The sequence below is a fragment of the Aestuariivirga sp. genome (genome assembly GCF_041738905.1).
Taxonomy (GTDB): domain Bacteria; phylum Pseudomonadota; class Alphaproteobacteria; order Rhizobiales; family Aestuariivirgaceae; genus Aestuariivirga.
Genome location: NZ_JBGSOZ010000185.1, coordinates 1 through 21,276 on the forward strand (window position 1 = coordinate 1; position 21,276 = coordinate 21,276).

General features: G+C 63.4%; 21 protein-coding genes. 11 read left to right on the forward strand and 10 right to left on the reverse strand.

Features of this window, described 5'->3' with window-relative positions:
* Nucleotides 1–309: response regulator (locus ACEW8Q_RS17370; protein ID WP_373505314.1), on the reverse strand; the 309-nt coding region annotated here is incomplete at its 3' end.
* Nucleotides 310–500: 191 nt separating this feature from the next.
* Between ACEW8Q_RS17370 and ACEW8Q_RS17375 the strand changes: the two genes are divergently transcribed.
* The 5 genes from ACEW8Q_RS17375 to ACEW8Q_RS17395 are packed head-to-tail and all read left to right on the forward strand — an operon-like array spanning nucleotide 501 to nucleotide 5,172.
* Complete coding sequence (locus ACEW8Q_RS17375) at nucleotides 501–1,694, forward strand: aminotransferase class V-fold PLP-dependent enzyme (protein WP_373505315.1); 1,194 nt, start codon at nucleotides 501–503, stop codon at nucleotides 1,692–1,694.
* Nucleotides 1,695–1,706: 12 nt separating this feature from the next.
* Nucleotides 1,707–2,903 carry a malate--CoA ligase subunit beta gene (locus ACEW8Q_RS17380; RefSeq protein ID WP_373505316.1) on the forward strand — a complete coding sequence of 399 codons (1,197 nt, stop codon included), beginning with the start codon at nucleotides 1,707–1,709 and terminating at the stop codon, nucleotides 2,901–2,903.
* Nucleotides 2,900–3,787: a succinate--CoA ligase subunit alpha gene (gene sucD / locus ACEW8Q_RS17385; RefSeq protein WP_373505317.1), complete on the forward strand. Its 888-nt coding sequence runs from the start codon at nucleotides 2,900–2,902 to the stop codon at nucleotides 3,785–3,787. The genes ACEW8Q_RS17380 and sucD overlap by 4 nt, the downstream gene beginning before the upstream one ends.
* Before the next feature lie 9 nt (nucleotides 3,788–3,796).
* Nucleotides 3,797–4,174: a helix-turn-helix transcriptional regulator gene (locus tag ACEW8Q_RS17390; protein ID WP_373505318.1), complete on the forward strand. Its 378-nt coding sequence runs from the start codon at nucleotides 3,797–3,799 to the stop codon at nucleotides 4,172–4,174.
* A 20-nt stretch (nucleotides 4,175–4,194) separates the two neighbouring features.
* Nucleotides 4,195–5,172, forward strand: a complete 978-nt coding sequence (locus ACEW8Q_RS17395; RefSeq protein WP_373505319.1) for a CoA ester lyase — start codon at nucleotides 4,195–4,197, stop codon at nucleotides 5,170–5,172.
* A gap of 22 nt (nucleotides 5,173–5,194) precedes the next feature.
* Here the strand turns inward: ACEW8Q_RS17395 and ACEW8Q_RS17400 are convergent, their stop codons facing one another.
* From ACEW8Q_RS17400 to ACEW8Q_RS17410, 3 genes are read right to left on the reverse strand one after another with little or no spacing between them, the layout of a single operon-like run.
* Nucleotides 5,195–6,229 (reverse strand): ELM1/GtrOC1 family putative glycosyltransferase, encoded by a 1,035-nt coding sequence (locus tag ACEW8Q_RS17400; RefSeq protein WP_373505320.1) that lies wholly within the window; start codon nucleotides 6,227–6,229, stop codon nucleotides 5,195–5,197.
* Entirely contained in the window at nucleotides 6,219–7,400 is a 1,182-nt protein-coding gene (locus ACEW8Q_RS17405; RefSeq protein WP_373505321.1) for a glycosyltransferase family 4 protein, read from the reverse strand. The genes ACEW8Q_RS17400 and ACEW8Q_RS17405 overlap by 11 nt, the downstream gene beginning before the upstream one ends.
* Nucleotides 7,401–7,408: 8 nt before the next feature.
* Complete coding sequence (locus ACEW8Q_RS17410) at nucleotides 7,409–8,347, reverse strand: hypothetical protein (RefSeq protein ID WP_373505322.1); 939 nt, start codon at nucleotides 8,345–8,347, stop codon at nucleotides 7,409–7,411.
* A 103-nt stretch (nucleotides 8,348–8,450) separates the two neighbouring features.
* Between ACEW8Q_RS17410 and ACEW8Q_RS17415 the strand changes: the two genes are divergently transcribed.
* From ACEW8Q_RS17415 to ACEW8Q_RS17430, 4 genes are all read left to right on the forward strand, one after another.
* The gene (locus ACEW8Q_RS17415) at nucleotides 8,451–9,563 is read left to right on the forward strand and encodes a mitochondrial fission ELM1 family protein (RefSeq protein WP_373505323.1); all 1,113 of its coding nucleotides are present in this window, start codon (nucleotides 8,451–8,453) and stop codon (nucleotides 9,561–9,563) included.
* 45 nt (nucleotides 9,564–9,608) lie between these two features.
* Nucleotides 9,609–10,922: a sugar-transfer associated ATP-grasp domain-containing protein gene (locus ACEW8Q_RS17420; RefSeq protein ID WP_373505324.1), complete on the forward strand. Its 1,314-nt coding sequence runs from the start codon at nucleotides 9,609–9,611 to the stop codon at nucleotides 10,920–10,922.
* 86 nt (nucleotides 10,923–11,008) lie between these two features.
* Entirely contained in the window at nucleotides 11,009–11,923 is a 915-nt protein-coding gene (locus ACEW8Q_RS17425) for a sulfotransferase domain-containing protein (protein ID WP_373505325.1), read from the forward strand.
* Between the two features lie 16 nt (nucleotides 11,924–11,939).
* Nucleotides 11,940–13,655 carry an ABC transporter ATP-binding protein gene (locus ACEW8Q_RS17430; RefSeq protein ID WP_373505326.1) on the forward strand — a complete coding sequence of 572 codons (1,716 nt, stop codon included), beginning with the start codon at nucleotides 11,940–11,942 and terminating at the stop codon, nucleotides 13,653–13,655.
* Here the strand turns inward: ACEW8Q_RS17430 and ACEW8Q_RS17435 are convergent.
* The 5 genes from ACEW8Q_RS17435 to ACEW8Q_RS17455 all read right to left on the reverse strand — a co-directional run bounded on the left by ACEW8Q_RS17435 (nucleotide 13,640) and on the right by ACEW8Q_RS17455 (nucleotide 18,545).
* Nucleotides 13,640–14,557 carry a sulfotransferase domain-containing protein gene (locus ACEW8Q_RS17435; RefSeq protein ID WP_373505327.1) on the reverse strand — a complete coding sequence of 306 codons (918 nt, stop codon included), beginning with the start codon at nucleotides 14,555–14,557 and terminating at the stop codon, nucleotides 13,640–13,642. The two genes, ACEW8Q_RS17430 and ACEW8Q_RS17435, sit on opposite strands and share 16 nt — an antisense overlap.
* An 8-nt stretch (nucleotides 14,558–14,565) precedes the next feature.
* Nucleotides 14,566–15,432 carry a sulfotransferase domain-containing protein gene (locus ACEW8Q_RS17440; protein WP_373505328.1) on the reverse strand — a complete coding sequence of 289 codons (867 nt, stop codon included), beginning with the start codon at nucleotides 15,430–15,432 and terminating at the stop codon, nucleotides 14,566–14,568.
* Between the two features lie 13 nt (nucleotides 15,433–15,445).
* Nucleotides 15,446–16,360, reverse strand: coding sequence for a hypothetical protein (locus ACEW8Q_RS17445; protein ID WP_373505329.1), 915 nt, complete (start codon nucleotides 16,358–16,360; stop codon nucleotides 15,446–15,448).
* An 89-nt stretch (nucleotides 16,361–16,449) separates the two neighbouring features.
* A complete protein-coding gene (locus ACEW8Q_RS17450; RefSeq protein WP_373505330.1) occupies nucleotides 16,450–17,451 on the reverse strand; it encodes an ELM1/GtrOC1 family putative glycosyltransferase in 1,002 nt (333 codons plus the stop codon).
* Between the two features lie 2 nt (nucleotides 17,452–17,453).
* The gene (locus ACEW8Q_RS17455; protein WP_373505331.1) at nucleotides 17,454–18,545 is read right to left on the reverse strand and encodes a site-2 protease family protein; all 1,092 of its coding nucleotides are present in this window, start codon (nucleotides 18,543–18,545) and stop codon (nucleotides 17,454–17,456) included.
* Between the two features lie 126 nt (nucleotides 18,546–18,671).
* On the opposite strand from ACEW8Q_RS17455, the gene ACEW8Q_RS17460 reads away from it, so the two are divergent.
* Both ACEW8Q_RS17460 and ACEW8Q_RS17465 read left to right on the forward strand, forming a co-directional pair.
* On the forward strand, nucleotides 18,672–19,547 hold the full coding sequence (locus ACEW8Q_RS17460) for a phytanoyl-CoA dioxygenase family protein (RefSeq protein WP_373505332.1): 876 nt from the start codon (nucleotides 18,672–18,674) through the stop codon (nucleotides 19,545–19,547).
* 20 nt (nucleotides 19,548–19,567) lie between these two features.
* Nucleotides 19,568–20,572 carry a LacI family DNA-binding transcriptional regulator gene (locus ACEW8Q_RS17465; RefSeq protein WP_373505333.1) on the forward strand — a complete coding sequence of 335 codons (1,005 nt, stop codon included), beginning with the start codon at nucleotides 19,568–19,570 and terminating at the stop codon, nucleotides 20,570–20,572.
* Nucleotide 20,573: 1 nt separating this feature from the next.
* Here the strand turns inward: ACEW8Q_RS17465 and ACEW8Q_RS17470 are convergent, their stop codons facing one another.
* Complete coding sequence (locus ACEW8Q_RS17470; protein ID WP_373505334.1) at nucleotides 20,574–21,257, reverse strand: GntR family transcriptional regulator; 684 nt, start codon at nucleotides 21,255–21,257, stop codon at nucleotides 20,574–20,576.
* Nucleotides 21,258–21,276: the final 19 nt, after the last annotated feature.

The window sequence follows — 21,276 nt, forward strand, 5'->3', positions numbered from 1 at the left end:
GGCGGCGGCACCCGCAGCCATGGCGCGGCGCGGCACGTCCGGATCGTTCGAGGCGGCATAGACGATGATTCGCGGCGCCTGCGGGCGGTCGCGCAGGATGGCGAGCAACCGTTCGGCGCCCAGTTGCGGAATGGTCCATTCCACGATGCCGAGGTCGACCGGTACACGGAGGCAGGTCTCGAGAAAGCCTTCTGCCGTCTTGCTGGTGGCGACAAGGCTGAAGCGGCGGTCGCGCTCGAAGAGCTCGGCCAGGGCCTGAAGCATCAAGGTATTGGGATCAGCGACAATGAGGCTTCGGACGTCGGACATGACATACCTTATCAGGCAGGTGTCATTTCTGACAAGTGGAGTTTACAGCTATAAAGTATGGGAGAATTACAACACCTTTGGATGCCGAAAGGCTGGTACTTGGGGTGTTTTCAGATTGTCCCCACCCGGCCATAAGGGAAACATGGAGCCGGATCGATAGCCGGACAGAAGCCAACAATGGGAGATTAGCAGTGCCGGGACTCAAGGGACTTTTCATTCCGGGGCCGACCAATGTGCCCCAGGCCGTCCGCCTTGCCATGGATATCTCCATGGAAGACCAGCGCGCGCCGGATCTTCCCGCTTTCACGCTGCCTCTCTTCGAGGACGTGAAGAAGATCTTCAAGTCGAAGGATGGACAGGTGTTCCTGTTCCCGGCCTCTGGCACCGGCGGCTGGGAAGCCGCGATGCTGAACACGCTGTCGCCCGGCGACAAGGTTCTGATCGCCCGCTTCGGCCAGTTCTCGCTGCTCTGGGCCGACATGTGCCAGCGTATGGGCCTTGAAGCCGATGTGGTCGACGTGCCGTGGGGCGAGGGCGTCCCGGTCGAAATCTTCGCGGAGAAGCTCAAGGCCGATCACGCACATGATTACAAGGCCGTGCTCGTCACCCATAACGAAACCGCCACGGGCGTTACCAGCGATGTGGCAGGCGTCCGCAAGGCCATGGATGCCGCGAACCATCCCGCGCTGCTCTTCGTCGACGCCGTGTCGTCGCTGGCCTCGATCGACTTCCGCATGGATGAATGGGGTGTGGACGTTTGCGTGTCGGGCTCGCAGAAGGGCTTCATGATGCCGGCGGGCCTCGCCATCCTCTGCGTGTCGCAGAAGGCGTTGGCGATGCGGAAGCAGGCCTTGATGCGCCGCTGCTACTTCGATTTCGATGACATGATGCGCACCAACAAGGACGGCTTCTTTCCCTATACGCCGCCGCTCCACATGCTCCGTGCACTGAGGGCCGCGACCGACCTGCTGCTCGCCGAAGGCCTCGACAACGTCTTCGCACGCCACTTCCGCCTTGCGGAAGGTGTGCGCCAGGCGGTCGATGTCTGGGGCCTCAAGCTCTGCGCGAAGGAGCCCAGGTGGCATTCCGACACTGTGAGCGCCATCATGTTGCCCGAGGGCTTCGACTCGGCCGCACTCGTGCGCCATGCCTACACGGCCTACAATCTCTCGCTCGGCATGGGGTTGAACAAGGTGGCGGGCAAGGTCTTCCGCATTGGCCACCTGGGCGACCTCAACGAGATCATGTGCCTCATGGCCATCTCGGGCTCTGAAATGGCGATGCGCGACATGGGCATTCCCGTCGAGGCTGGTTCCGGCGTCGCCGCGGCCATCGAATACTACCGCGGCGCCGCAGCCAAGGCCGCGCTGAAGAACGCCGCATAAGGACCAACGATCATGGATATTCACGAGTATCAGGCCAAGGAAATCCTGGCCCGCTTCGGAGTGCCTGTGCCGAAGGGCGCGCTGGCCTATTCCCCCGAACAGGCGGCCTACCGTGCCCGCGAGATCGGCGGCAAGCTATGGGTCGTCAAGGCGCAGGTTCACACCGGCGGGCGTGGCAAGGCGGGCGGCGTCAAGCTCTGCCGCACCGAGGACGAGGTTCTCGAAGCCGCCGACGAACTCCTCGGCAAAAAGCTGGTCACGCATCAGTCTGGCCCCGCCGGCAAGATAGTCTATCGCCTCTATGTCGAAGGTGGCGTTGCGATTGCAAAGGAACTTTATCTTGGCTTCGTGCTCGACCGGAAGTCCGAGCGCGTGATGGTCGTCGCCTCCTCGCAAGGCGGCATGGAAATCGAGGACATCGCGGCCGAGAAGCCGGAATCGATCGTCAAGGTCAGCGTCGAGCCGGCTGTCGGCATGCAGGCCTTCCAGGCCCGTGAAGTGGCCTTCGCTCTTGGCCTTGCGCCGACGCAGATCCAGTCCGCAGTCAATGCCATCCTCGGGGCCTACCGCGCATTCGAGGAACTCGACGCGACGATGGTGGAGATCAATCCGCTGATCGTCACCGAGGACGACCACGTGATGGCGCTCGATGCCAAGATGACCTTCGACGACAACGCCATGTTCCGCCATCCGGCTCTGGCGGAACTCCGCGACAAGAGCCAGGAAGACCCGCGCGAGACTCACGCCAACGATCGCGGGCTTTCATACGTCGGCCTCGCCGGCAAGATCGGCTGCATTGTCAATGGCGCAGGCCTCGCGATGGCGACGATGGACATGATCAAGCTTGCGGGCGGCGAACCGGCGAACTTCCTCGACATCGGCGGGGGTGCCACGCCGGACCGCGTGGCCAAGGCCTTCAAGCTCGTGCTGATGGACAAGAACGTGGAGGCGATCCTCGTCAACATCTTTGCCGGTATCAACCGATGCGACTGGGTGGCGGAAGGCGTGGTGCAAGCGCTGGAGAAGAACCCCGTGAACGTGCCGGTCATCGTGCGCCTCGCCGGAACCCATGTGGAGGAGGGCCGCAAGATCCTGGCGCGCTCAGGCCTTCCCATCATTCGCGCAAACACGCTTGCCGAAGCCGCCGAGCGCGCAGTCTCCGCCTGGAAGAACAACAACGCCGTAGCCTTGAAAGTTGTGAACGCATGAGCATCCTTCTCGATCGCACGACGCCCATTCTTGTGCAGGGCCTCACCGGAAAGATCGGCTCCTTCCACGCGAGGGAAATGCTGGACTACGGCACCAACATCGTTGGCGGCGTCACCCCCGGCAAGGGCGGCACCAGCATCCATGGCGTGCCCGTGTTCGATACCATGAAGGACGCCGTGGCGAAGACAGGCGCCACGTCCTCGATCGTCTTCGTGCCGCCGCCCTTTGCCGCCGATTCCATCATGGAAGCGGCCGACGCAGGGGTGAGGTTTTGCGTGTCGATCACCGACGGCATCCCGGCGCAGGACATGATCCGGGTGAAGCGCTACATGCGCCGCTACCGTTCGGAAAACCGCATGCGCCTCATCGGGCCCAATTGTGCGGGCGTCATCTCGCCCGGCAAGGCGCTGCTCGGCATCATGCCCGGCAACATCTACCTGCAAGGCAATGTCGGCATTGTCGGGCGTTCGGGCACGCTGGGATATGAAGCGGCCGCGCAGATGAAGGAGCTCGGCATCGGCGTGTCAACCAGCGTCGGCATCGGTGGCGATCCCGTCAACGGCTCGTCCTTCAAGGACATCCTCGAACTCTTCGAGGCTGACCCCGAGACCCATGCCGTTGTGATGATCGGCGAGATCGGCGGCCCGCAGGAGGCCGAGGCTGCGGAATACATCCGCGACCACATGACGAAGCCCGTCATCGCCTATGTCGCGGGTTTGTCGGCGCCAAAGGGTCGCAAGATGGGCCATGCCGGCGCCATCATCTCGGCCTTCGGCGAGGGTGCTTCGGAAAAGGTGGAGTTGCTGCGCGACGTGGGCGTGGCCATTGCGCCGACGCCCGCCGAGATCGGCAGCACCGCCCACAAGGTTCTCAAGGCCGCATGAGGATTCGCCATGACATTGTCACTTGAACCTCCGCTGCAGGCAGGGCGCAAGCAGTCCGCGGCGGGTCCGGTGACGATCGTGCCGGACCTCCGCTCGTACCGTTATGACCCGAAGTCGGTGCGGCTCTCGCCCATGCAGATGCTCGTGGTGCAGCTCGTGTGCTGCGGGCTCGCCGACAAGGAGATCGCTTTTATAATGGGCGTCAGTTGCGCCACCGTGAAGGCGCATATGTCGCGCGCCATCAAGGACATGGGATTGTTCCGCCGCCATCAGCTGGTGCGCTTCATCTTCGAAAACGGCCTGTTCGATCCTGAGCGGGCGCAGTCTGAAATCCTGAAGCGCCGCTCCGCCAAACTTAATCCGCAGGACGCCGCGCGCGCCGCCTGACCCCGACACAAGGAATCGACATGAGTTTCTTCACGATCGAACAGGCGCCCGCACGCCTGAACCGCAGCGAGCTGGCCGTGCCGGGAAGCCAGCCGCAGATGTTCGAGAAGGCGGCAAAATCCGCTGCCGACGTCGTGTTCCTCGACCTTGAGGATGCGGTGGCGCCAGACGACAAGGCGCAAGCCCGCAAGAACATCATCCAGGCCATCGGCGATATCGACTGGGGCTCGAAGCAGCTCTCCGTCCGCATCAACGGTCTCGACACGCACTACATGTATCGTGATGTCGTCGATGTGCTGGAGCAGGCGAGCGAGCGCCTCGACCTCATCATGATCCCGAAGGTGGGCACGGCCTCCGACGTCTATGCCGTCGACATGCTGGTGACACAGGTGGAGACCGCCATGGGCCGCAAGAAGCGTGTGGGCTTCGAGCACATCATCGAGACGGCACTCGGCATGCAGAACGTGGCCGAGATCGCCGCCGCCTCGAAGCGGAACGAGTCGCTGCACTTCGGTGTCGCTGACTACGCTGCATCCACCCGCGCGCGTACCACGTCCATCGGAGGTGCCAACGCCGACTATGCGGTGTTGACCGAGCCGCTGGACGATGGCTCACGCCAGACCCATTGGGGCGACATGTGGCACTATGCGATTGCCCGCATGGTGGTGGCCGCGCGTGCCAACGGATTGCGGCCTGTCGATGGTCCCTTCGGCAATTTCTCCGATCCTGACGCATTCAAGGCCGCGGCGCGCCGTGCCGCCGTTCTGGGCTGCGAAGGCAAGTGGGCGATCCACCCCTCGCAGATCAGTCTTGCCAACGAGGTGATGAGCCCGTCGGAGGTCGAGGTGACGCGCGCCCGCCGCATCCTCGAAGCGATGAAGGAGGCGGAAGCGCAGGGGAAGGGTGCTGTCTCCCTCGACGGCCGCCTCATCGACTATGCGTCCATCCGCCAGGCCCAGGTGCTGGTGGAGAAGGCCGCGCAGATCGCGGCGAACTGACGGACGATTGATGGCGGGCAGGCTACTTCAGCATGGCCCGCAAGCTGTCCGCCGCCATGAGGAGGTCTTGACGGGACATGTCAGGATCTGGCGGGGGCAGGGGCATTCCAAACCAGCCGATGCGATTTTCCTCGACGAGTTTCGCGAAGAGCAGGTGGCGGTCGGCGCTCGCTTCCATGACACCCGCATCGAACAGCCATTTGACGGGCGCAAGAAGCGGAGACGGCGCGGCGACGGCGTGACGGTAGAGCCACTCCGCTGCGTGCCACATGACGGTTCGCTTCTGTGGCAGGCGATAGACCGCGACGGGCTTTGAAGCATCGAGCGCGTCTGCCACCATCGAGACCGAATCGCTGGTGACGACGATCTCGTCTGCGGCCATCAGCAGCGGACGGTAGAGATTTCCGCCTTCGCCGAAGACATGCAGCCGGTGCGGCGCCTTGATGGCCCGGCGGAAAACGTCGACTGACGCATGGTTCGTGCGCGGGCTGGTGTGAACAGCAAGCGTTCCGCCGCGCGTATCTGCGTGGGCTTGCAGCTCCGCAGCAAGACGTTCAGCCGTGGCGTCATCGAGCATATCCGGAAAAGCTGACCCGCCCACGATCAAGGCGATGAGCGGCCTGGTTCCAGAGAATTCATATGCTGATACCGTCTCGGAGAAACTCGCGCCCGCCAGCGGCATCTGGAGTTCGACGATGTTGGCGGCGGGCGGCAGCCTGTATTGCGCGGTGGTGAGCACGAGATCGAAATCCGCTGGGTCGCCCGCAGGCCTGCCAAGGCAGACGGTTCTGATCTTGCCGCCGGATTGCCGCTTCAACCGCCGTGCGATGGCACAGGGCAAGGCCTCCGCGCACATCACCACATCCGGCCAGGGCGGCGAAAGCGCGTCCGACGTGGGTTTCAGCAGAACGGGAGCCAGCGCGGGAATTTCAGGCTTCGCAAAGGAGAGACGCTTCACCTCGCAAGGCCAGCCAACAGCGTCCGCCAGGGCGAGCATCTGGTCGAGGTCGCCCTTGCGGCCCTTCGACAATATCCAGAGCCGGGGCTCAGCGCCCATGCTGCTCGGCGCGGGCTTCGCGCAACACCTGGCGGTAGCTGTCGAGCAGCCCGGAGAGGATCGCGTCCCAGCTGAATTGCAGGGCACGTTCCCGCGCAGCCAGCCCCATGCGCTGGCGCAACGCATTATCCATCACGAGCATTTCGATGCGCTGGCTCAATCCCTCTTCATCGCGGGCGCTGACGAGGAAGCCTGTTTCACCGTCCATCACCAGCGAATTGCTGCCGCTGGCAATCGCATTGACAGCGGGAAGGCCGCTCGCCATCGCCTCCAGCGTCACGTTGCCGAAGGTTTCGCTCTCGCTTGGAAAGAAGAAGATATCGGATGAGGCATAGGCCCGCGCCAGGTCCTCGCCATGCAGGAAGCCCGGGAAGACCCCCGCTGGCAGTCCGGCTTTCATCGCGGACATCTCGGGCCCGTCTCCGATGACGAGCGGCCGTACCCGAAATCCCTTTGCGGCGAGCTTGCTCAGCACACGGACGAAGATCGCCGTGTTCTTCTCCTTCACCAGCCGCCCGGCAAAACTGACCGCGATCTCGTCATCGGCAATGCCCAGCGATTGCCGCCACGCCATGTCGCGCTTCGCGGGCGAGAACAGCTCGCTGTCGACGCCGCGCGCCCAGACCTCGACGTGGCTCGACTGGCCATCCGCGCGGATGATCTCCGCCATCGATTCGGACGGCGGATAGACGCGCCGCACGCGGTTGTAGAAATTCCGCATATAGCGCCGCCCCAGACCTTCAAGAAAGCCAAGCCCATAGTGCCGGAGGTAAGTATCGTAGCGCGTGTGATATGACGCGACCACCGGCACGCCCCAGCGCTCCGCGAGCTTGAGCGCCCTGTAACCGGCGATATCCGGTACAGCGATATGGAACAGCGTCGGGCGGAAGGCCTTCAGCCGCTCCTGAGCAGCTTGCGGAAAGCCCAGCGAGATACGGTATTCGGATCGTGTCGGAATGGCCATCGACGGCACCGCCACAAGATCGCCCACCGATTCGAAGGCGGGCTTGTCCGCCACCGGCGCGAAGACCAGCACCGGCACGCCCCGCTTCAACAGGAAGGCGACAAGCCGGTTCAGCGTCAGCGCCACGCCGTCCTTGATGTAATTGTAATTGCCCGTGAACAGAGCCACCCGCAATTCGGGTTCCGCTGGCCCTGTGCTGGGGTTCACGATTGTGCTCAGGCCGCGGCCTTGACCGGCTGCAGCGGCGGCACCTGCTTCATCACCTCGTAGGAGTCGTGGCGGATGAAGTTCTTGCTCATCGCTTCCTTGATCTGCGCGTCGGAGACGAGGCCCTTCTCATAGGCTTCCTTGAGGAGCCCGAAGAAGAAGGCTTCCTGGTTGCGGTCCGGATGGCGCGAGTAATGGCCGAGCAGCGCGTGGTCGCCGAACAGCTTGCGGCGCATTCGCATGATCCAGCCGATCACCGGCACGAACTCGGTCGGCGTATAGTCGACCTTGAGGCCGGTCTTCCACGGCTGGGTGCGCCGGCGCGTGTTGTGGATCATCTTGGTGGCGGGCGTCAGCTTGTCGAAGTCGTTCCACTCGTCCTCGAACGTGCCGATGGTGTTGCGGTCTTCCATCAGCAGCGAGATCCAGTTGTGGTAGTCGCGCTTGCCCTCGAAAAGCTCGTTGAAGCCCTTCTCCACGTCCCAATGCTTCAGCTTCTCGCAGTCGAGAAGCATCACGCTGGAGGCAAACGCCCCGTTCTTGAACTTGGAGCCGCGGCACATGATGGCCTTGCCCTGCATGTCGCGGGTCAACAGTTCCCACACATCCTGCACGGCGAACACATCCGGATCGACCACGAGGGCGCGGCCCTTGTAGCCCATCAGCTGCGGCGGCAGGAAGCGCGTCAGCGTGAAGGACTGGAGATCGTTCTCGTGCCATGTGCGCTGCACGCCATGGCGCATGTAGGTCTGCCCTTCACGCTTGGCGAACCACGGATAGTTCTCCTGCTGCATGACGGTGACGTCGAACTTGTCGGCATGCGCGGAATTGCGCTTCATCGAGAAGGCCGAGACGATCGCGCCGATCGACTGCTTCGAATTGGTCTGGATGAAGATATGCGGCCGGACTGCCGCATCGCTCTGGGCCGGTGCCTGGTTGGCTTCCATGGGAATCCCCGAAACTATTGCTTACAGGCCGCCCCTGTATCATGTACTCCCCCAAGGTTCAAACGCCGCGGTTGCGCGGCTCTCTGTCACAAGGTTCAAGTCTTTGCATATCCAAGGGAATCCGGCTCCCGCGCAGCATCAGCCGACGGTCTGGATCCTGGCGAGTCCGCATTCGGGCGACAATACCCAGCTGATGGCGCTGGCGGAAGCGCTCGGCTGGCCTTTCGAGGTGAAGCGGATGGTCTACCGGAAACGCGAGGAACTCCTTCGATTTCTGGGGCTTGCGACACTCGCGGGCGTGAATGCCGCAAAATCCAGCCCATTGTCGCCACCCTGGCCCGACGCCGTCATCTGCGCCGGCCGAGGGGCCGAGGCCGTGGCCTTCTGGATCAGGAAACACGGCAATCCCTCGCTACGCATCATCTTCGTGGGAACGCCCTGGAACGATCCGAAGCACTTCGACCTCGTGATCACGACACCGCAATATGGTTTGTCCGACGAGCCGAACATCCTGCACAACATGTTGCCCGTCCATGGCGTGACGCCCGCGCGTCTCGAAGCTGAGGCCGCGCGCTGGGCCAGCCGTCTCGCGCATCTGCCGAAGCCTCATCTAGCCGTGCTCGTTGGCGGCAGCAGCGGGCCATATATCTTCACCAGCGAAGCAGCAGCACGGCTTGGCCGCGAGGCAAGCCGCATGGCGGCCGAAACGGGCGGTTCGGTTCTGGTCACCACCAGCGCCCGCACGCCGGTGCCCGTGGCCGATGCACTTGCCGCCGCGCTCTCGGCCCCGGCCTTCATGTTCCGCTGGAGCCGGAACGCGGAGGACAATCCCTTCCATGCGTTCCTTGGCCTTGCAGACCACATCATCGTGACCGCCGATTCGATCTCCATGCTGGCGGAAGCCTGCGCCACCGGAAGGCCGGTCTCGCTCTTCGACATCGAGCAGGGCCCCTATGCCATGCGTGCGGAGGAAGGTTCGAAGGAAAGCCTGCCGCCCATCCATGCCAGAGGGCGCACGCTCGACGCGACCGCGTTCCGCCTGCTGATGAACCATGCGCCCGTGCGCTGGTCGCGAGACCTTCGCGTGGTTCACCGGCAACTGGTGCAGAGTGGACTGGCGAATTGGTTGGGAGACGAGCCTGCCCGCGCCCGCGCGCCTATGGAGGCGGGGCTCGGCCGCGCGGTCACTCGCATCCGCGCGCTTTTTGACATATGAGCCCCACCGATGACTGACACGATACACGACAGCAGCAAACGGACAATGGGCGACCGACTCACGTCGATCCGTGGCGCGGCATGGAAAGGTTTCCTGCGCTGGGCGGAGGACTTTGCCTATGATGTCTCGGGCCTGCCCATGGCGCTTCGCCATATCGGCAAGGGCCAGACTTCTGAAAACATTCCGCCTGCGGATTATCTTCATCGGTTCTATGCCGCGCAATATTGGCGGCTGCCGATGGGACCGCTGAAGGCAGCAGTTTCGGCGGTCACATGGCCCCTGGCACTCGGCGTTGCAACGACGATCTTCACCAGCCGCAATGGGAAACTCATCGCCGCGCGTTCCGGCGTCAGCGTGGGCAAGCAGGTGATGGGCCAGGTCGAAATGGCCGCCAGACATGCCATCGCGCCCTTCTGGTATTACATGTTCGAGCTGCACCTCCCTGAAAGGAAGAAGCAGGCGGCGCTGTACCTGACAGCCCACGAAACCATCGGCCCCGCCTATTCGCTGCTGCAGCCTCAGCCCGGTGCCGATGGCATGGACGACAAGATCTGGTTTGCCGAGCATTGCCATGTGTCAGGCGTGCGGGCCGTTCCTGTGCTCATGCATTTTTCTGGTGGCGAGCGTCAGCCGCTGAAAGGCGGCAGCGATGTGTTGCCCGAATCCGATCTCTTCGTGAAGCCGCGCTCAGGCTCGGGCGGGCATCGCATGGAGCGCTGGGACTATCAGGGCGATGGCCGCTATCGCAACGCCTTCGGAGACGTTCTCTCGCGTGACGAATTGATGGACAAGCTGGCCCGGCAGTCTCTGAAGGATGACTATCTGGTTCAGCCGCGTCTTGCCAATCACCCGGAGCTGGACGACATCTCGAATGGCGCGCTGGCGACGGTCCGCCTCCTCACCTGCCGCAACGAGCAGGGCAGGGCGGAGGCCACCAATGCGGCGTTCCGCATGGCCATCGGCAATTCGGTGGTCGACAACTTCCATCAGGGAGGACTGGCGACCGCCGTCGATCTCGAGACGGGCCGCATCGGCATTGCGTCCGACATCGGCATCAGGCCGGATGTCGGCTGGCGCGATACACATCCTGTGAGTGGCGCAACGTTTGCCGGCCGCATCCTGCCGCACTGGAGGGATGTAATGGACCTCGCCGTCCGCACCCATGAGGCTTTCCCCCATCGCATCGTGGTGGGTTGGGACGTCGCCATGCTGAAGGATGGCGCCTGCATCATCGAGGGCAATGGCAAGCCCGATCTCGACATTCACCAGCGTGCCGAGCGGGGTCCGCTGGGCCAGAGCCGCATTTCCACGCTTCTGGCCTTCAACGTGCAAGAGGCCCTGAAGGCCGGGAAGGCTTGATGCTGCGGTGCAGCAGGACATTGAACCGCAAGCCCTGAGGTGCTAACCCGCTGCCGTCACGCGTCAAAAAAGCAGCCAGCCGTTCAATGCAATTGCCCACCGTATTCCATCTGCGCACCGGTCTCCGGCATGTGGTGTCCGCCGCCTCATCCGTGGCGATGCCGCGCGATGCCGGCGTCCGGCTGGAGCGGCGCCTGCGGGGCTGGGAAGACGCGAAGAAGCTGCCCCATGCCGATGGCGTCATCGTCTCCTTCGGCAAGAGCGGCCGCACCTGGTTCCGCGTCCTCATCTCGCGCTACTTTGCGCACAAGCATGGCTTGGCGGAAGGCAGCATGATGGAGTTCGACGAGTTCCATCGCGCCAACCCGAAGATCCCCGTCCTGTTCTTCACCCATGACAATTACCTGAAGGACTATGTGGGCCACGACCGCAAGTTCGAGCTTTATGGCAACTCGCGCGTCGTCCTCATGGTGCGCGACCCGCGCGATACGGCTGTCTCGCAATATTTCCAGTGGAAGCACCGCATCGTTCCGCGCAAGAAGGTCATCAACGGCTATCCGCTGGAGGAAATGGACGTCCACTCGTTCATCACCGGCGAGGCGGCGGGCATCCCCAAGATCATCGAGTTCATGAATGCCTGGGGCCGCGATCTGGCGCGTTTCCCCAATCTGCTGCTGGTGAAATACGAAGACCTCAAGTCCGACACGGCGGGCCAGCTTGGCCGTGCGCTGGTCTTTCTGGGGCAATCTCCCACCGATGCCGAACTCGCCGATGCCGCTGAGTTCTCGTCGGTCGAGAACATGCGGAAGATGGAGCAGGACAATGCCGGCAAGTTCATCGCCAATGCGCGGCTGAAGCCGGGCGATGCCAGCGACCCGTCGAGCTTCAAGGTCCGCCGCGCCAAGGTTGGCGGCTGGCGTGACTACGTGACTGCGGAACAGGCGGACGCCATCGACGCCATGGTGCGCGAGCGCCTCGATCCCGTCTTCGGCTACAAGTGAGCGGGACAGCCGTTACATGCTGAAGACGCTGAAGCTCTTCTTCACGACCAAGGAAACCAACCCCTATCTCGTGGTGCTGTGCCTGCTGCTGGCGAGCCTCGCTGAAACCGTGGGCATCGGCACGCTGCTGCCCATCATCTCGATTGCCTCCGGTGGCGGAACCACCGGCAACTCGCTCCTCGGAAACATAGTGAGCGGCTTCTTCGGCAAGCTCGGCCTCGACATGAGCCTCGGCACACTGGTGCTTGTCGTCGCCGGCTTCATGGTCCTCAAGGCCGGGCTCGCCTTCACCGCCATTTCCTATGCGACCTATTCGGCGGCCCGCGTGGCGATGGGCCTCCGGCACCGCTTGGCGAATGCCATCTTCAATGCGCGCTGGAGCTATTTTTCCGACCAGAAGAGCGGGCGGCTTGCAAATGTCATCGGCGGCGAGACGAGCCTTGCCGCCGAGTCCTATGTCAATTCCGCGAACATCGTCGCGGCGTCGATCCAGGCCGTGGCCTATACGGTCATCGCCTTCATCATCAGCCCCACGCTCGCCGTGCTGGGCATCGCCACCGGTATCACGCTCACCTTCATCCTGCAGCGCTTCGTGAAGGCGGCGCGCAAGGCCGCCTACCGGCAGACCGACACCACCGGCATCCTGCTCAACGACATGGTCGATGCGCTGGCCAACATCAAGCCGCTCAAGTCGATGAACCGCCAGCAGCCGATGCTGGAGACGATCTCGCGCAACTTCAACAAGCTGCGCAAGACCTTCATCGCGCGCGAACTGGCAAAGACCGGCCTTGCCAACAGCGGCGACGCGATCATCGCCGTCATCGCGGCGGTGGGCATTTTCGTGGCCAGCACCTATCTCAAGGTGCCCTTCGCGGAACTCGTGGTGAGCGCTCTCATCTTCAACCAGATCGTTTATGTTTCGGCCCGCCTCCAGCGCATGATCCAGATCGCCGCGCGCTTCGAGAGTTCCTATGTGCGGACCATGGAAGCCATCACCGAGGCCGAGTCCTCCCGCGAGCCTGCGAGTGGCCTTGGCGTTCCGGAGATCGGCGAAGGCTGCCGCTTCGAGAACGTGAACTTCTCCCACGGCACCCGCCGTATCCTCTCCGACGTGAGCCTCGATATCCCCGCCAATGCCATCACCGTGCTGAGCGGGCCGTCGGGAGCGGGCAAGACCACCATCATTGATCTGCTGATCGGCCTCTACAGGGCCGAAAGCGGAAAGATCTTCATCGGCAACGCGCCGATCGAAGAAGTCGACCTTGCAGCATGGCGAACCCAGATCGGTTATGTACCGCAGGAGCTGAGCCTGCTGCACTCGACTGTCCGCGCCAACCTGACGCTCGGCGACACGCGCATCGGCGATGCTGCCATCGCCGCCGCCCTCGAACAGGCCGGGGCGACCGACTTCGTCTCGCAATTGCCGCAGGGGCTCGACACCGATGTGGGTGAAATGGGCAGCAAGCTTTCGGGTGGACAGCGCCAGCGCATTTCCCTTGCCCGCGCGCTGGTTCACGCGCCGCGCGTTCTTGTGCTCGATGAAGTGACGAGTGCGCTCGATCCCGAGACGGAAGCCGGCATCGTGCAGAACATCGGGCGCCTGCGCGGCATCTACACGATCGTCGCCATCACTCACCGGCCGGCCTGGACGGAGATTGCCGACAGGCTCTACCAGGTCTCGGGCGGTCAGGCGGAGCTTGTGCCGGTGAGGGCGCTTCAGCCGGGAGGCTGACCTTCGCCGCCAAAGCTGTAGCCGAATGTGGGCGAAAGCAATTCCGCGGCGATCCGTTCTACTTCCGCGATGGTCTCGGGCTTCAGGTAATCCACATAGCCTCCAACCTTGCCGCGCCGGACCTTGAACGAATTGGGATCATCGGCATTGCGGGGCTTCAGCGCGGCATTGGCGATGGTGCCGCTGCGCTCCTGCTCCTTGAGGTTTTCGAAGCTCGACGCGGCCACGGCCTTCGCGATGGTCTCAGCGCTGAAGCCGCCGCCCAGGAACTGGTTCACCCGTTCCATTTCGCGGGCGGCATCCGCGCGCATGTCCTCGTAGCGGACCATCAGCACCTGCGGATTGCCGTCGAGCAGTGTCGCCCATTCGTTCATGAAGGTGACGATGTTGCGGACCGACCATTTGGAGGTCAGCACGAACTGGTCGATGGGCAGCTCGTCCATCGAGGCGGGAATGCCCTGCATGGCCCGCTTCTCTGGCTTCGCGCGTCCGCCGAAGAGATGGAAGTAGGTCGATATCGTCACATCGATCGGATTGCGGACGAGGAACACGATCTTCTTGCTGTCGAGGAAAGCCTTCGGCTCCTGTGAGCCCGCGATCTCGGCGATGAACTTGCCGTGGAACCACGAGATGACCGGCACCTGCGCATTGAGGCGATGGAAATTGTCGTCCTTGAGGAGCGTGTTCCCGTCGAGCCCATGGGTGCTGGCGTAGCAGCGCGACAGCATGATGCGGAACCATGTGCGTCCGCTCTTGGGGTAGGAGATGACGACGATTCCCGACTGCCCGATCCTCTGGCGCAGGATGCGGGTCTTGAACCACTTGTAGACCTTGACCTGCTGTTCGGCGGGAAGCAGCCCGACCAGCCTGTGCCTCAGATTGGATGCCCTGGAGGATGCCATGGGATGCTTCAGCCGGCCGCGGCAGGCGCAGCCGCGACCTGCCCGTATCCGAGCCGTGGCGCCAGCGTGTTCTGCACCAGCGTATCGATGGCCTTCACTTCGTCAGCCGAGAAATAGTCGACATAGCCGCCGACCTTGCCGCGCCTCACCTTGTAGGAGTCCTGATCCGACTGGTCGGTGGGCGTCAGGATGTCGACGCCGAACGAGCCCTCGGCCTCCATCGCCTTCATCTTCTCGAAGGCCGCGAAGTCGACGGCGCTCCGGATTTCCTCCGCTGTGGCGGCCGCATCGACCACGCTCATCACCCGCGTGAATTCCTTGACGGGATCGGCCTTGAGGTCCTCGTAGCGCAAGACCAGCGCTTGAGGGTGCGTCTCCAGCGCGGCGCTCCAGAAATTCATGAAATCGATGATCTTCGGCAGGCCATAGGCCGGGTTCATGACGAAGGCGAACATGCCAGCCGTCTCGATGTTGTCCGGAATGCCGAAAGCCGTACGCTCGAAATCGGTCGACCGCTTGGCGAAATGGAAATACAGCGACACGACGACATCGCGCGGGTCGCGCAGCAGCATCACCACCTTGCGGCCCTCGATTCCTTTCAGGAACCTGTCGCGTGGCAGGCCGAAATTGTCCATGGCGACGAAGATTTTCGGTGCCGCCCCGGCGAGCGCGCCGAATTTCCGGCTGCCGATGAGATGCGACCGTGGCAGGTCAAGCCGCGCGCGGTAGACCTGCGTGATCATCACCCGAAGCCAGGTGACGCCGCTTTTCGGATAGCGCAGCAGGATCACGTCCGCCTGCGCGAACTTCTCCAGCTTCTTCCGGTTCCAGCGCTTGTACTTCAGCCACCGCGAGAGGCTGGAAAACAGGTTCACTCTGTCACCGCTCTCACGCCGCAAACAGCGGCCGCTCGTCGAGCGTCGGCGTCACCCTGATGAGGTCGAGCGCATCGTGGCGCACATGGTTGTGCTTCATCTCGTTGCGGATCATCGCTTCCGTCACGATGCCCTTCTCGTAGCACTCCTTCAGCAACGCGAAGAACAGCCGTTCCTGGTTCGGGTCCGGGTGGCGGTCATAGGTGCCGAGCATGCCATAGTCGCCGAACAGCGCGCGGCGCACGCGATGATAGATGTTCTTGGGCTTGAGCGATCCCTTGGACTCCGGCGGGCGGTAGTCGACGGGCAGGCCCGACTTCCACGGCTGGGTCTGGCGCTTGGTGTTGTGGATCATGCGCGTCTGGGGGGTCAGCTTGTCGAAGTCGTTCCAGAAGGTCTCGAGCAGGCCGATCGAGTCCTGCGGCTCGGTCTGCAGCGTGATCCACTTCATGTAGTCGCGCTCGAAGCGGAACATCTCCTCGAAATTCTGCTCCACCTTCCAGTGGGTGAGCTTGGCATTGTCGAGCAGCATCACGCTCGAGGCCCAGACATCGGCCTTGGTGCCGGCGCGATGCCGCGCGAGGATAGCTTTTCCCTGCATGTCGCGGGCAAGCAGGTCCTTGATGTCGCTGATGCAGAACACATCGGGATCGACCACCAGCGAGCGGCCCTGGTAGCCCATGATCTCGGGCGGCGTGAAGCGCAGCACGGTGAAGGACTGGAGGTCCTCGTTCAGCCATTCGCGCTTCAGCCCGTCGCGCAGGTAGAGTTGGCCTTCCTTGGCCCGCATCCAGGGGTGGGTGCGGGTTTCGACGAGCTTCACCTCGAAGCTCGACGGGTCGGAGGCAAAGCGCTCGAAGGAGTATTTCGAGACGATGGCGCCGACGATCTGCTTTTCGTTGGTGTGGATGAAGACGCAGGGTTTCATGGTTCAGGCTTCCTGTGATCGTCCCGGGCGTGTGGCCGCAGCCGGGGTTGAATCTCGCGCATGCTGCATAGCAAAATGCGGCCTCCCGCTCAACCTCGGCTCAGGACAAGTTGTCTCAGCCTCTCCGCCACTCTGTCCGTATCATCGGGCGGCGGGGCAACGGGTGCACGGAGCGGTTCGCCCAGCATCACGGCATGGCCGCCGTCGATCAGGTGGCGCGCGGCGGCATCGAGGTCGCGGGCGCGGCCCAGCCCAACCGCATCCAGCATTCGGGTGAAAGCGGAATTGCCCTCCGGCGCGGCAATGGCAATGGGTTTGCCGAGGCGCGCCACCTCGGTCAGCATGGACAGGCTGTCGGACGTGATGGTGAAGCTGTCGCCATGCGCGAGGAGGCCCATATAGGGGTTGTCCCTGGCATCCGGCGACCAGCGGAACATGGCATCCGCAGGCGTGAGTTCAGCTGCCACGGCATCGGCAGCGGATGGCGGTGTTCGCCGCGAGGTGCTGACATAGATGCTGCCGGACCCGGCATGCGAGGCCCGCATGCGCCGCACGATGCCGGCGGCAAAACCGGGATCGAGCTTGCCACGCCCCATGTCGCCTCCGAGCAGCAGCACATGCAGCGGCTTCGGCATCCGGCCAAGAGTCTCGGCAAATTCCACGCGGCCTTGCTCGATGCGCTGCGGGTCGGCTGCGATGAGCGGCAGGCCGATGCGGCAGAGGCGGGGCGTATCGGCCAGCTGGTAGTAGGTGGGGGCCACGATCAGGTCGAACTGGTCATGCTGGCCCTTGGGCGCATTGAAGAGTGCGATCTTCGTCAAGCCGCCCGATTGCTGCTTGATCCACAGGGCGGGAAGCGACAGCCGCCGCCCGATGGTGATGACGAGATCGGGCCAGGGCGCCTGAAGCGCGTCTGACTTCTGGAGGTCGACGATGTCGAGCGAGGCCGTGACCCTGGGCTTGGCCGTCTCGAATCCGGGCTTGAGCACGATGCGCTTTAGCTCATGAGGAAGCCCCACGGCATCAACCGCGCGGAGTACCTGGAGATTGTCGCCGGTCTTTGAGCCGGCCAGCACCCAGATCGCGGCCAAGCTCAGCTCCGCCGCTTGAAACGCCAGCCGGGCTGGGCGCTTTCCACCATCATCATCTCGGCAATGTTCTCGAGCGTCAGGATGCCGGTCACCCGGCCAGACGCATCGGCCACCACATCCGCCCTGGCGCCGCGCGACCGCATCCGGGCAAAGGCCTCGACGAGAGGCTGTTCTCCGCTGATCGTTGCGCATTCTCGCATCACCTCGCCCACGGCCACCGTGGGGCCATGGTCACGCAGGCCGGCGAGCATCATGTCGCGGTCGAGAAGCCCGATCACGCGGGAGGATCCATCCATCACCGGAAACTCGCGCTGCGGCGAGGCCAGCAGGTTGTCGACGGCAAGCGACAGTGGCGCTGTGGCGGGAAGGGTCAGCGGTGCCGGTTCCATCGCGTCCTTCACCCTGAGGCGCGAGGCGAAGCCGGTGAAGGCGGCGGACTGCGCTTCGGAACCCGCTGCGAAATATATGAAGAAGCCCACCAGCATGAGGATCGGATTGTAGAACAGGCCAAGCAGGACGAAGAGAAAGGCAAAGCCCTGGCCGATCCGGGCGGCAAGTGCGGTGGCCCTCGGCTTACCCATGTTCATGGCGAGCAGCGCGCGGAGAACCCGCCCGCCGTCCATCGGAAAGGCGGGAATGAGATTGAACAGGACGAGCATGCAATTGACCAGCAACAGGCGCTGGGCGAGACTCGCCGTGTCGAAGTCGATGACGAAGGCGTTGCGCAGTCCCAGCCCGAAGACCGCCATCAGTGCGAGCGCGATCACCACGTTGACCAGCGGCCCGGCGATGGCGACCAGCAGTTCCTGCACGGGTTTGTCCGGCATGCGCTCCATGTTGGCGATGCCGCCGATGGGCGACAGGATCACCTCGGGCGTTTTCACGCCGAAGCGCCGGCCCATCATGATGTGCCCGAACTCGTGCAGAGTGACGCACAGGAAGACGAGGATGATGAACACGACGGAATCGACAGCCGCAGCCGTTCCCCCGGCCAGGTAATCCGCAGTCCCGATCCAGACCAGGAACAGCAGGAAGGTGAAATGCAGCCGGATGTTCGTCCCGGCAATGCGTCCGATAGTCAGTGACCAGCCCATGCGCCTTACATAGACCTCCGCAGCCACAGTGCAACAGGCAAGGTTTCGCTTGACGAAACGTTTAGCTAAACGTTTAAAGTAAACTCAGCGACAAGACTGAAGACATTGCAACCGGGAGGAATCACCATGTACACGAGGCAGGCCCTGAGGGAGCTTGGCGTCACGCCGGACACGTTGTCGGCGGCGCAGAAGAAGCAGTTCGACGAGCAGGGCTTCTTCATCGTGGAGAACGTGCTGACGCCTGAGGACTGCGAGGCGATGCGCGCCGAATTCGAGCGCATTCACGCCGCCGAGAACGAGAAGGGCGGCCACGAGGTTCATGTCGAGCCGGGCGCGCGCCGCATCTCCAACATCTTCAACAAGACCGAGGTGTTCGACAAGTGCCTCTGGGTACCGGAGGTTCTGGCAGCGTCCGCCTATCTGCTGGGCGAGATCAAGCTGCATGGCGCCAACATGCGCGACCCCGTGAAAGGCTACGGTCACCAGGACCTTCACGTCGACGTGCCGAAGAACTTCGATGACGACTGGTGGGTCGTGAACTCGATGATCATGTTCGACGAGATGACGCTCGACAATGGCCCGACCCGCGTGGTTCCGGGCTCGCATCTCTGGGCTCCCATCAACGTGCCCTATGTCAACATCGGCGACTGGGAGCCGGCCCCCTTGTCGCCCGAGGAGGAGGCGCGCATCCCCAAGGATCTCTCTGCGCCCTATCCCGGCGAAGTGCTGGTGCAGGCGCCGGCGGGTTCCGCCATCATCTGCAATTCCTCCATGTGGCACGCGGGCACGCTCAAGAAGACCGACAATCCGCGCCGCATGCTGCACCTCACCTATACGCGCCGCGATCTGCCGCAACAGCTCACCCAGCTCGACTACCTGACGCCCGAACTCTACAACCGCATGAGCCCGGTGAAGCGCTATCTCATGGAAATTGAACCGTCGAAGCCGGGCGACGGAATCCTCCGCCAGCCCAAGAAGGACCACAAGGGCTGGTGGAACTGATGGCCTGAGGGCGCTGCGTCATGGCAACGATGAAGGACGTGGCACGCCTCGCGGGCGTGTCGATCGCCACCGTGTCCTCCACCCTTTCGGGCCGCAACTTCGTGAGCCCCGAGCTGAAGGAGCGGGTGCTCGCCGCCATCGAGGAACTTGGTTACGCGCCGAACGCGATGGCAAGCGGATTGAAGCGCGGCACGTCTTCACTGATCGGCCTCGTCGTTCCGGACATCACCAATCCGTTCTTCACCGAACTCGTTCACCACATTCAAAGCCGTGCCTTGGAAAACGGCTTCAACGTCATTCTGGGCGTAAGTGACAACGATGCCGTGCGCGAGGCGGAATTGCTGCGCCACATGCGCACGCAGCAGGCCGCGGGCAGCATCGTCATTCCTTGTGGCGGCGAAGAGGATTGCCGGAGGCTCGGGCAGAACGGGAGCGGCATGCCTCTCGTTGCCGCCGATAGCGCGCCGCTTGGAATGAAACTCGATACCGTGGTGCTCGACAATCGCAAGGCCGCCGGGATTGCAACCGCGCACATTCTGTCACATGGCCATGAGCGCATTGCGATTCTGGTTGGCCCCTCACATCGCTTTGTCAGTCATGAGCGGTTTCTGGGCTTTCAGGCCGCTCTCGAACAGCGCGGCGTCGCCTTCAGCGAGTCTCTGGCGAAGCGCGGCAACTTTCAGGTCGATGCCGCCCGGGAAGCTGTCCTGGCATTGCTCGCCAGCAGGCCGCGGCCCACCGCGATCTTCGTGTCCAACAACCTGATGATGATCGGCTTGCTGCAGGCCGTGGCGCAAGCAGGCTTGAGCGTGCCGAAAGACATCTCGGTGGTGTCGATCGATGATTTTCCCTGGGCCACCGGCGTGACGCCCGGCCTCACCACGGTTCGCCAGCCGGTCAAGGCCATCGCGATCTCTGCCTTCGATTGCTTGGCCGCGCGCATCGCGGGCGACGAGGGCGAACCGCGCCGCATCGTCCTCGATCCTGAGCTCGTGGTGCGTCAGTCGTGTGCCGCGCCCGCGTGACCTATACCAGTCCTGGGCCGTCCAGTTCGGCCAACGTGCTGCGGTAGGCGGCATCGAGATGGGCCTTCATGGCAGCGCTCGCCTTGGCGGGGTCACGGCTGTTCAGTCCACGGATGATCTCGCGATGCTGTTCCAGCGTGGCTTCCGCCTGGCCCGCACGCGGCAGCATCAGGTGGCGGCAGCGGTCAAGCTGCGCCTTCGAGATCTCGATTGTTTCCCACAGTCGCGGCAGGCCGGGAATCCCGGTGATGTAGCGATGGAACTCGTCGTCGCGTGAGATGGCCTCAACGAAATGCCGCCGCTCCAGCGCGCGGGCATGCATCATCAGGATGTCGGCCAGCCGGTCGGCGTGGTCCTGCGTCATGCGGGCGGCGGCCTGCGCAGCACTTTCCATTTCGAGCGCCCGCCGAATCAGGAAGGATTCCTCGATTTCCTTGCGGTCGATCCTGGCTGCGCGGGTGGCGGACTGTGCCACTACGTCGACCAGGTGCTCGTCGGACAAGCGCTTCACCGCTTCGCGCACCGGTGTGCGGGAGACATGGAGCTGGGCGGCGATGGCCTTCTCGTCGATCACTTCGCCGGGCTTGATGGCGCCCGTCAGCAGCAGGCCTCTGACCATCGGATAGATCTGCTCGCGCAGGGGACGCGACCGGTCGAGGCGGATCGAGGAGAGATCATAGCTCATTCTGTCATACTAATATAAC

Bases quoted from the DNA above. Each gene is read 5' to 3' on its own strand.
- ACEW8Q_RS17380 (WP_373505316.1), top strand. From the start codon at position 1,707: ATGGATATTCACGAGTATCAGGCCAAGGAAATCCTGGCCCGCTTCGGA.
- sucD (WP_373505317.1), top strand. From the start codon at position 2,900: ATGAGCATCCTTCTCGATCGCACGACGCCCATTCTTGTGCAGGGCCTC.
- ACEW8Q_RS17390 (WP_373505318.1), top strand. From the start codon at position 3,797: ATGACATTGTCACTTGAACCTCCGCTGCAGGCAGGGCGCAAGCAGTCC.
- ACEW8Q_RS17395 (WP_373505319.1), top strand. From the start codon at position 4,195: ATGAGTTTCTTCACGATCGAACAGGCGCCCGCACGCCTGAACCGCAGC.
- ACEW8Q_RS17400 (WP_373505320.1), bottom strand. From the start codon at position 6,229: ATGGGCGCTGAGCCCCGGCTCTGGATATTGTCGAAGGGCCGCAAGGGC.
- ACEW8Q_RS17410 (WP_373505322.1), bottom strand. From the start codon at position 8,347: ATGGAAGCCAACCAGGCACCGGCCCAGAGCGATGCGGCAGTCCGGCCG.
- ACEW8Q_RS17420 (WP_373505324.1), top strand. From the start codon at position 9,609: ATGGGCGACCGACTCACGTCGATCCGTGGCGCGGCATGGAAAGGTTTC.
- ACEW8Q_RS17425 (WP_373505325.1), top strand. From the start codon at position 11,009: ATGCAATTGCCCACCGTATTCCATCTGCGCACCGGTCTCCGGCATGTG.
- ACEW8Q_RS17430 (WP_373505326.1), top strand. From the start codon at position 11,940: ATGCTGAAGACGCTGAAGCTCTTCTTCACGACCAAGGAAACCAACCCC.
- ACEW8Q_RS17435 (WP_373505327.1), bottom strand. From the start codon at position 14,557: ATGGCATCCTCCAGGGCATCCAATCTGAGGCACAGGCTGGTCGGGCTG.
- ACEW8Q_RS17445 (WP_373505329.1), bottom strand. From the start codon at position 16,360: ATGAAACCCTGCGTCTTCATCCACACCAACGAAAAGCAGATCGTCGGC.
- ACEW8Q_RS17455 (WP_373505331.1), bottom strand. From the start codon at position 18,545: ATGGGCTGGTCACTGACTATCGGACGCATTGCCGGGACGAACATCCGG.
- ACEW8Q_RS17460 (WP_373505332.1), top strand. From the start codon at position 18,672: ATGTACACGAGGCAGGCCCTGAGGGAGCTTGGCGTCACGCCGGACACG.
- ACEW8Q_RS17465 (WP_373505333.1), top strand. From the start codon at position 19,568: ATGGCAACGATGAAGGACGTGGCACGCCTCGCGGGCGTGTCGATCGCC.
- ACEW8Q_RS17470 (WP_373505334.1), bottom strand. From the start codon at position 21,257: ATGAGCTATGATCTCTCCTCGATCCGCCTCGACCGGTCGCGTCCCCTG.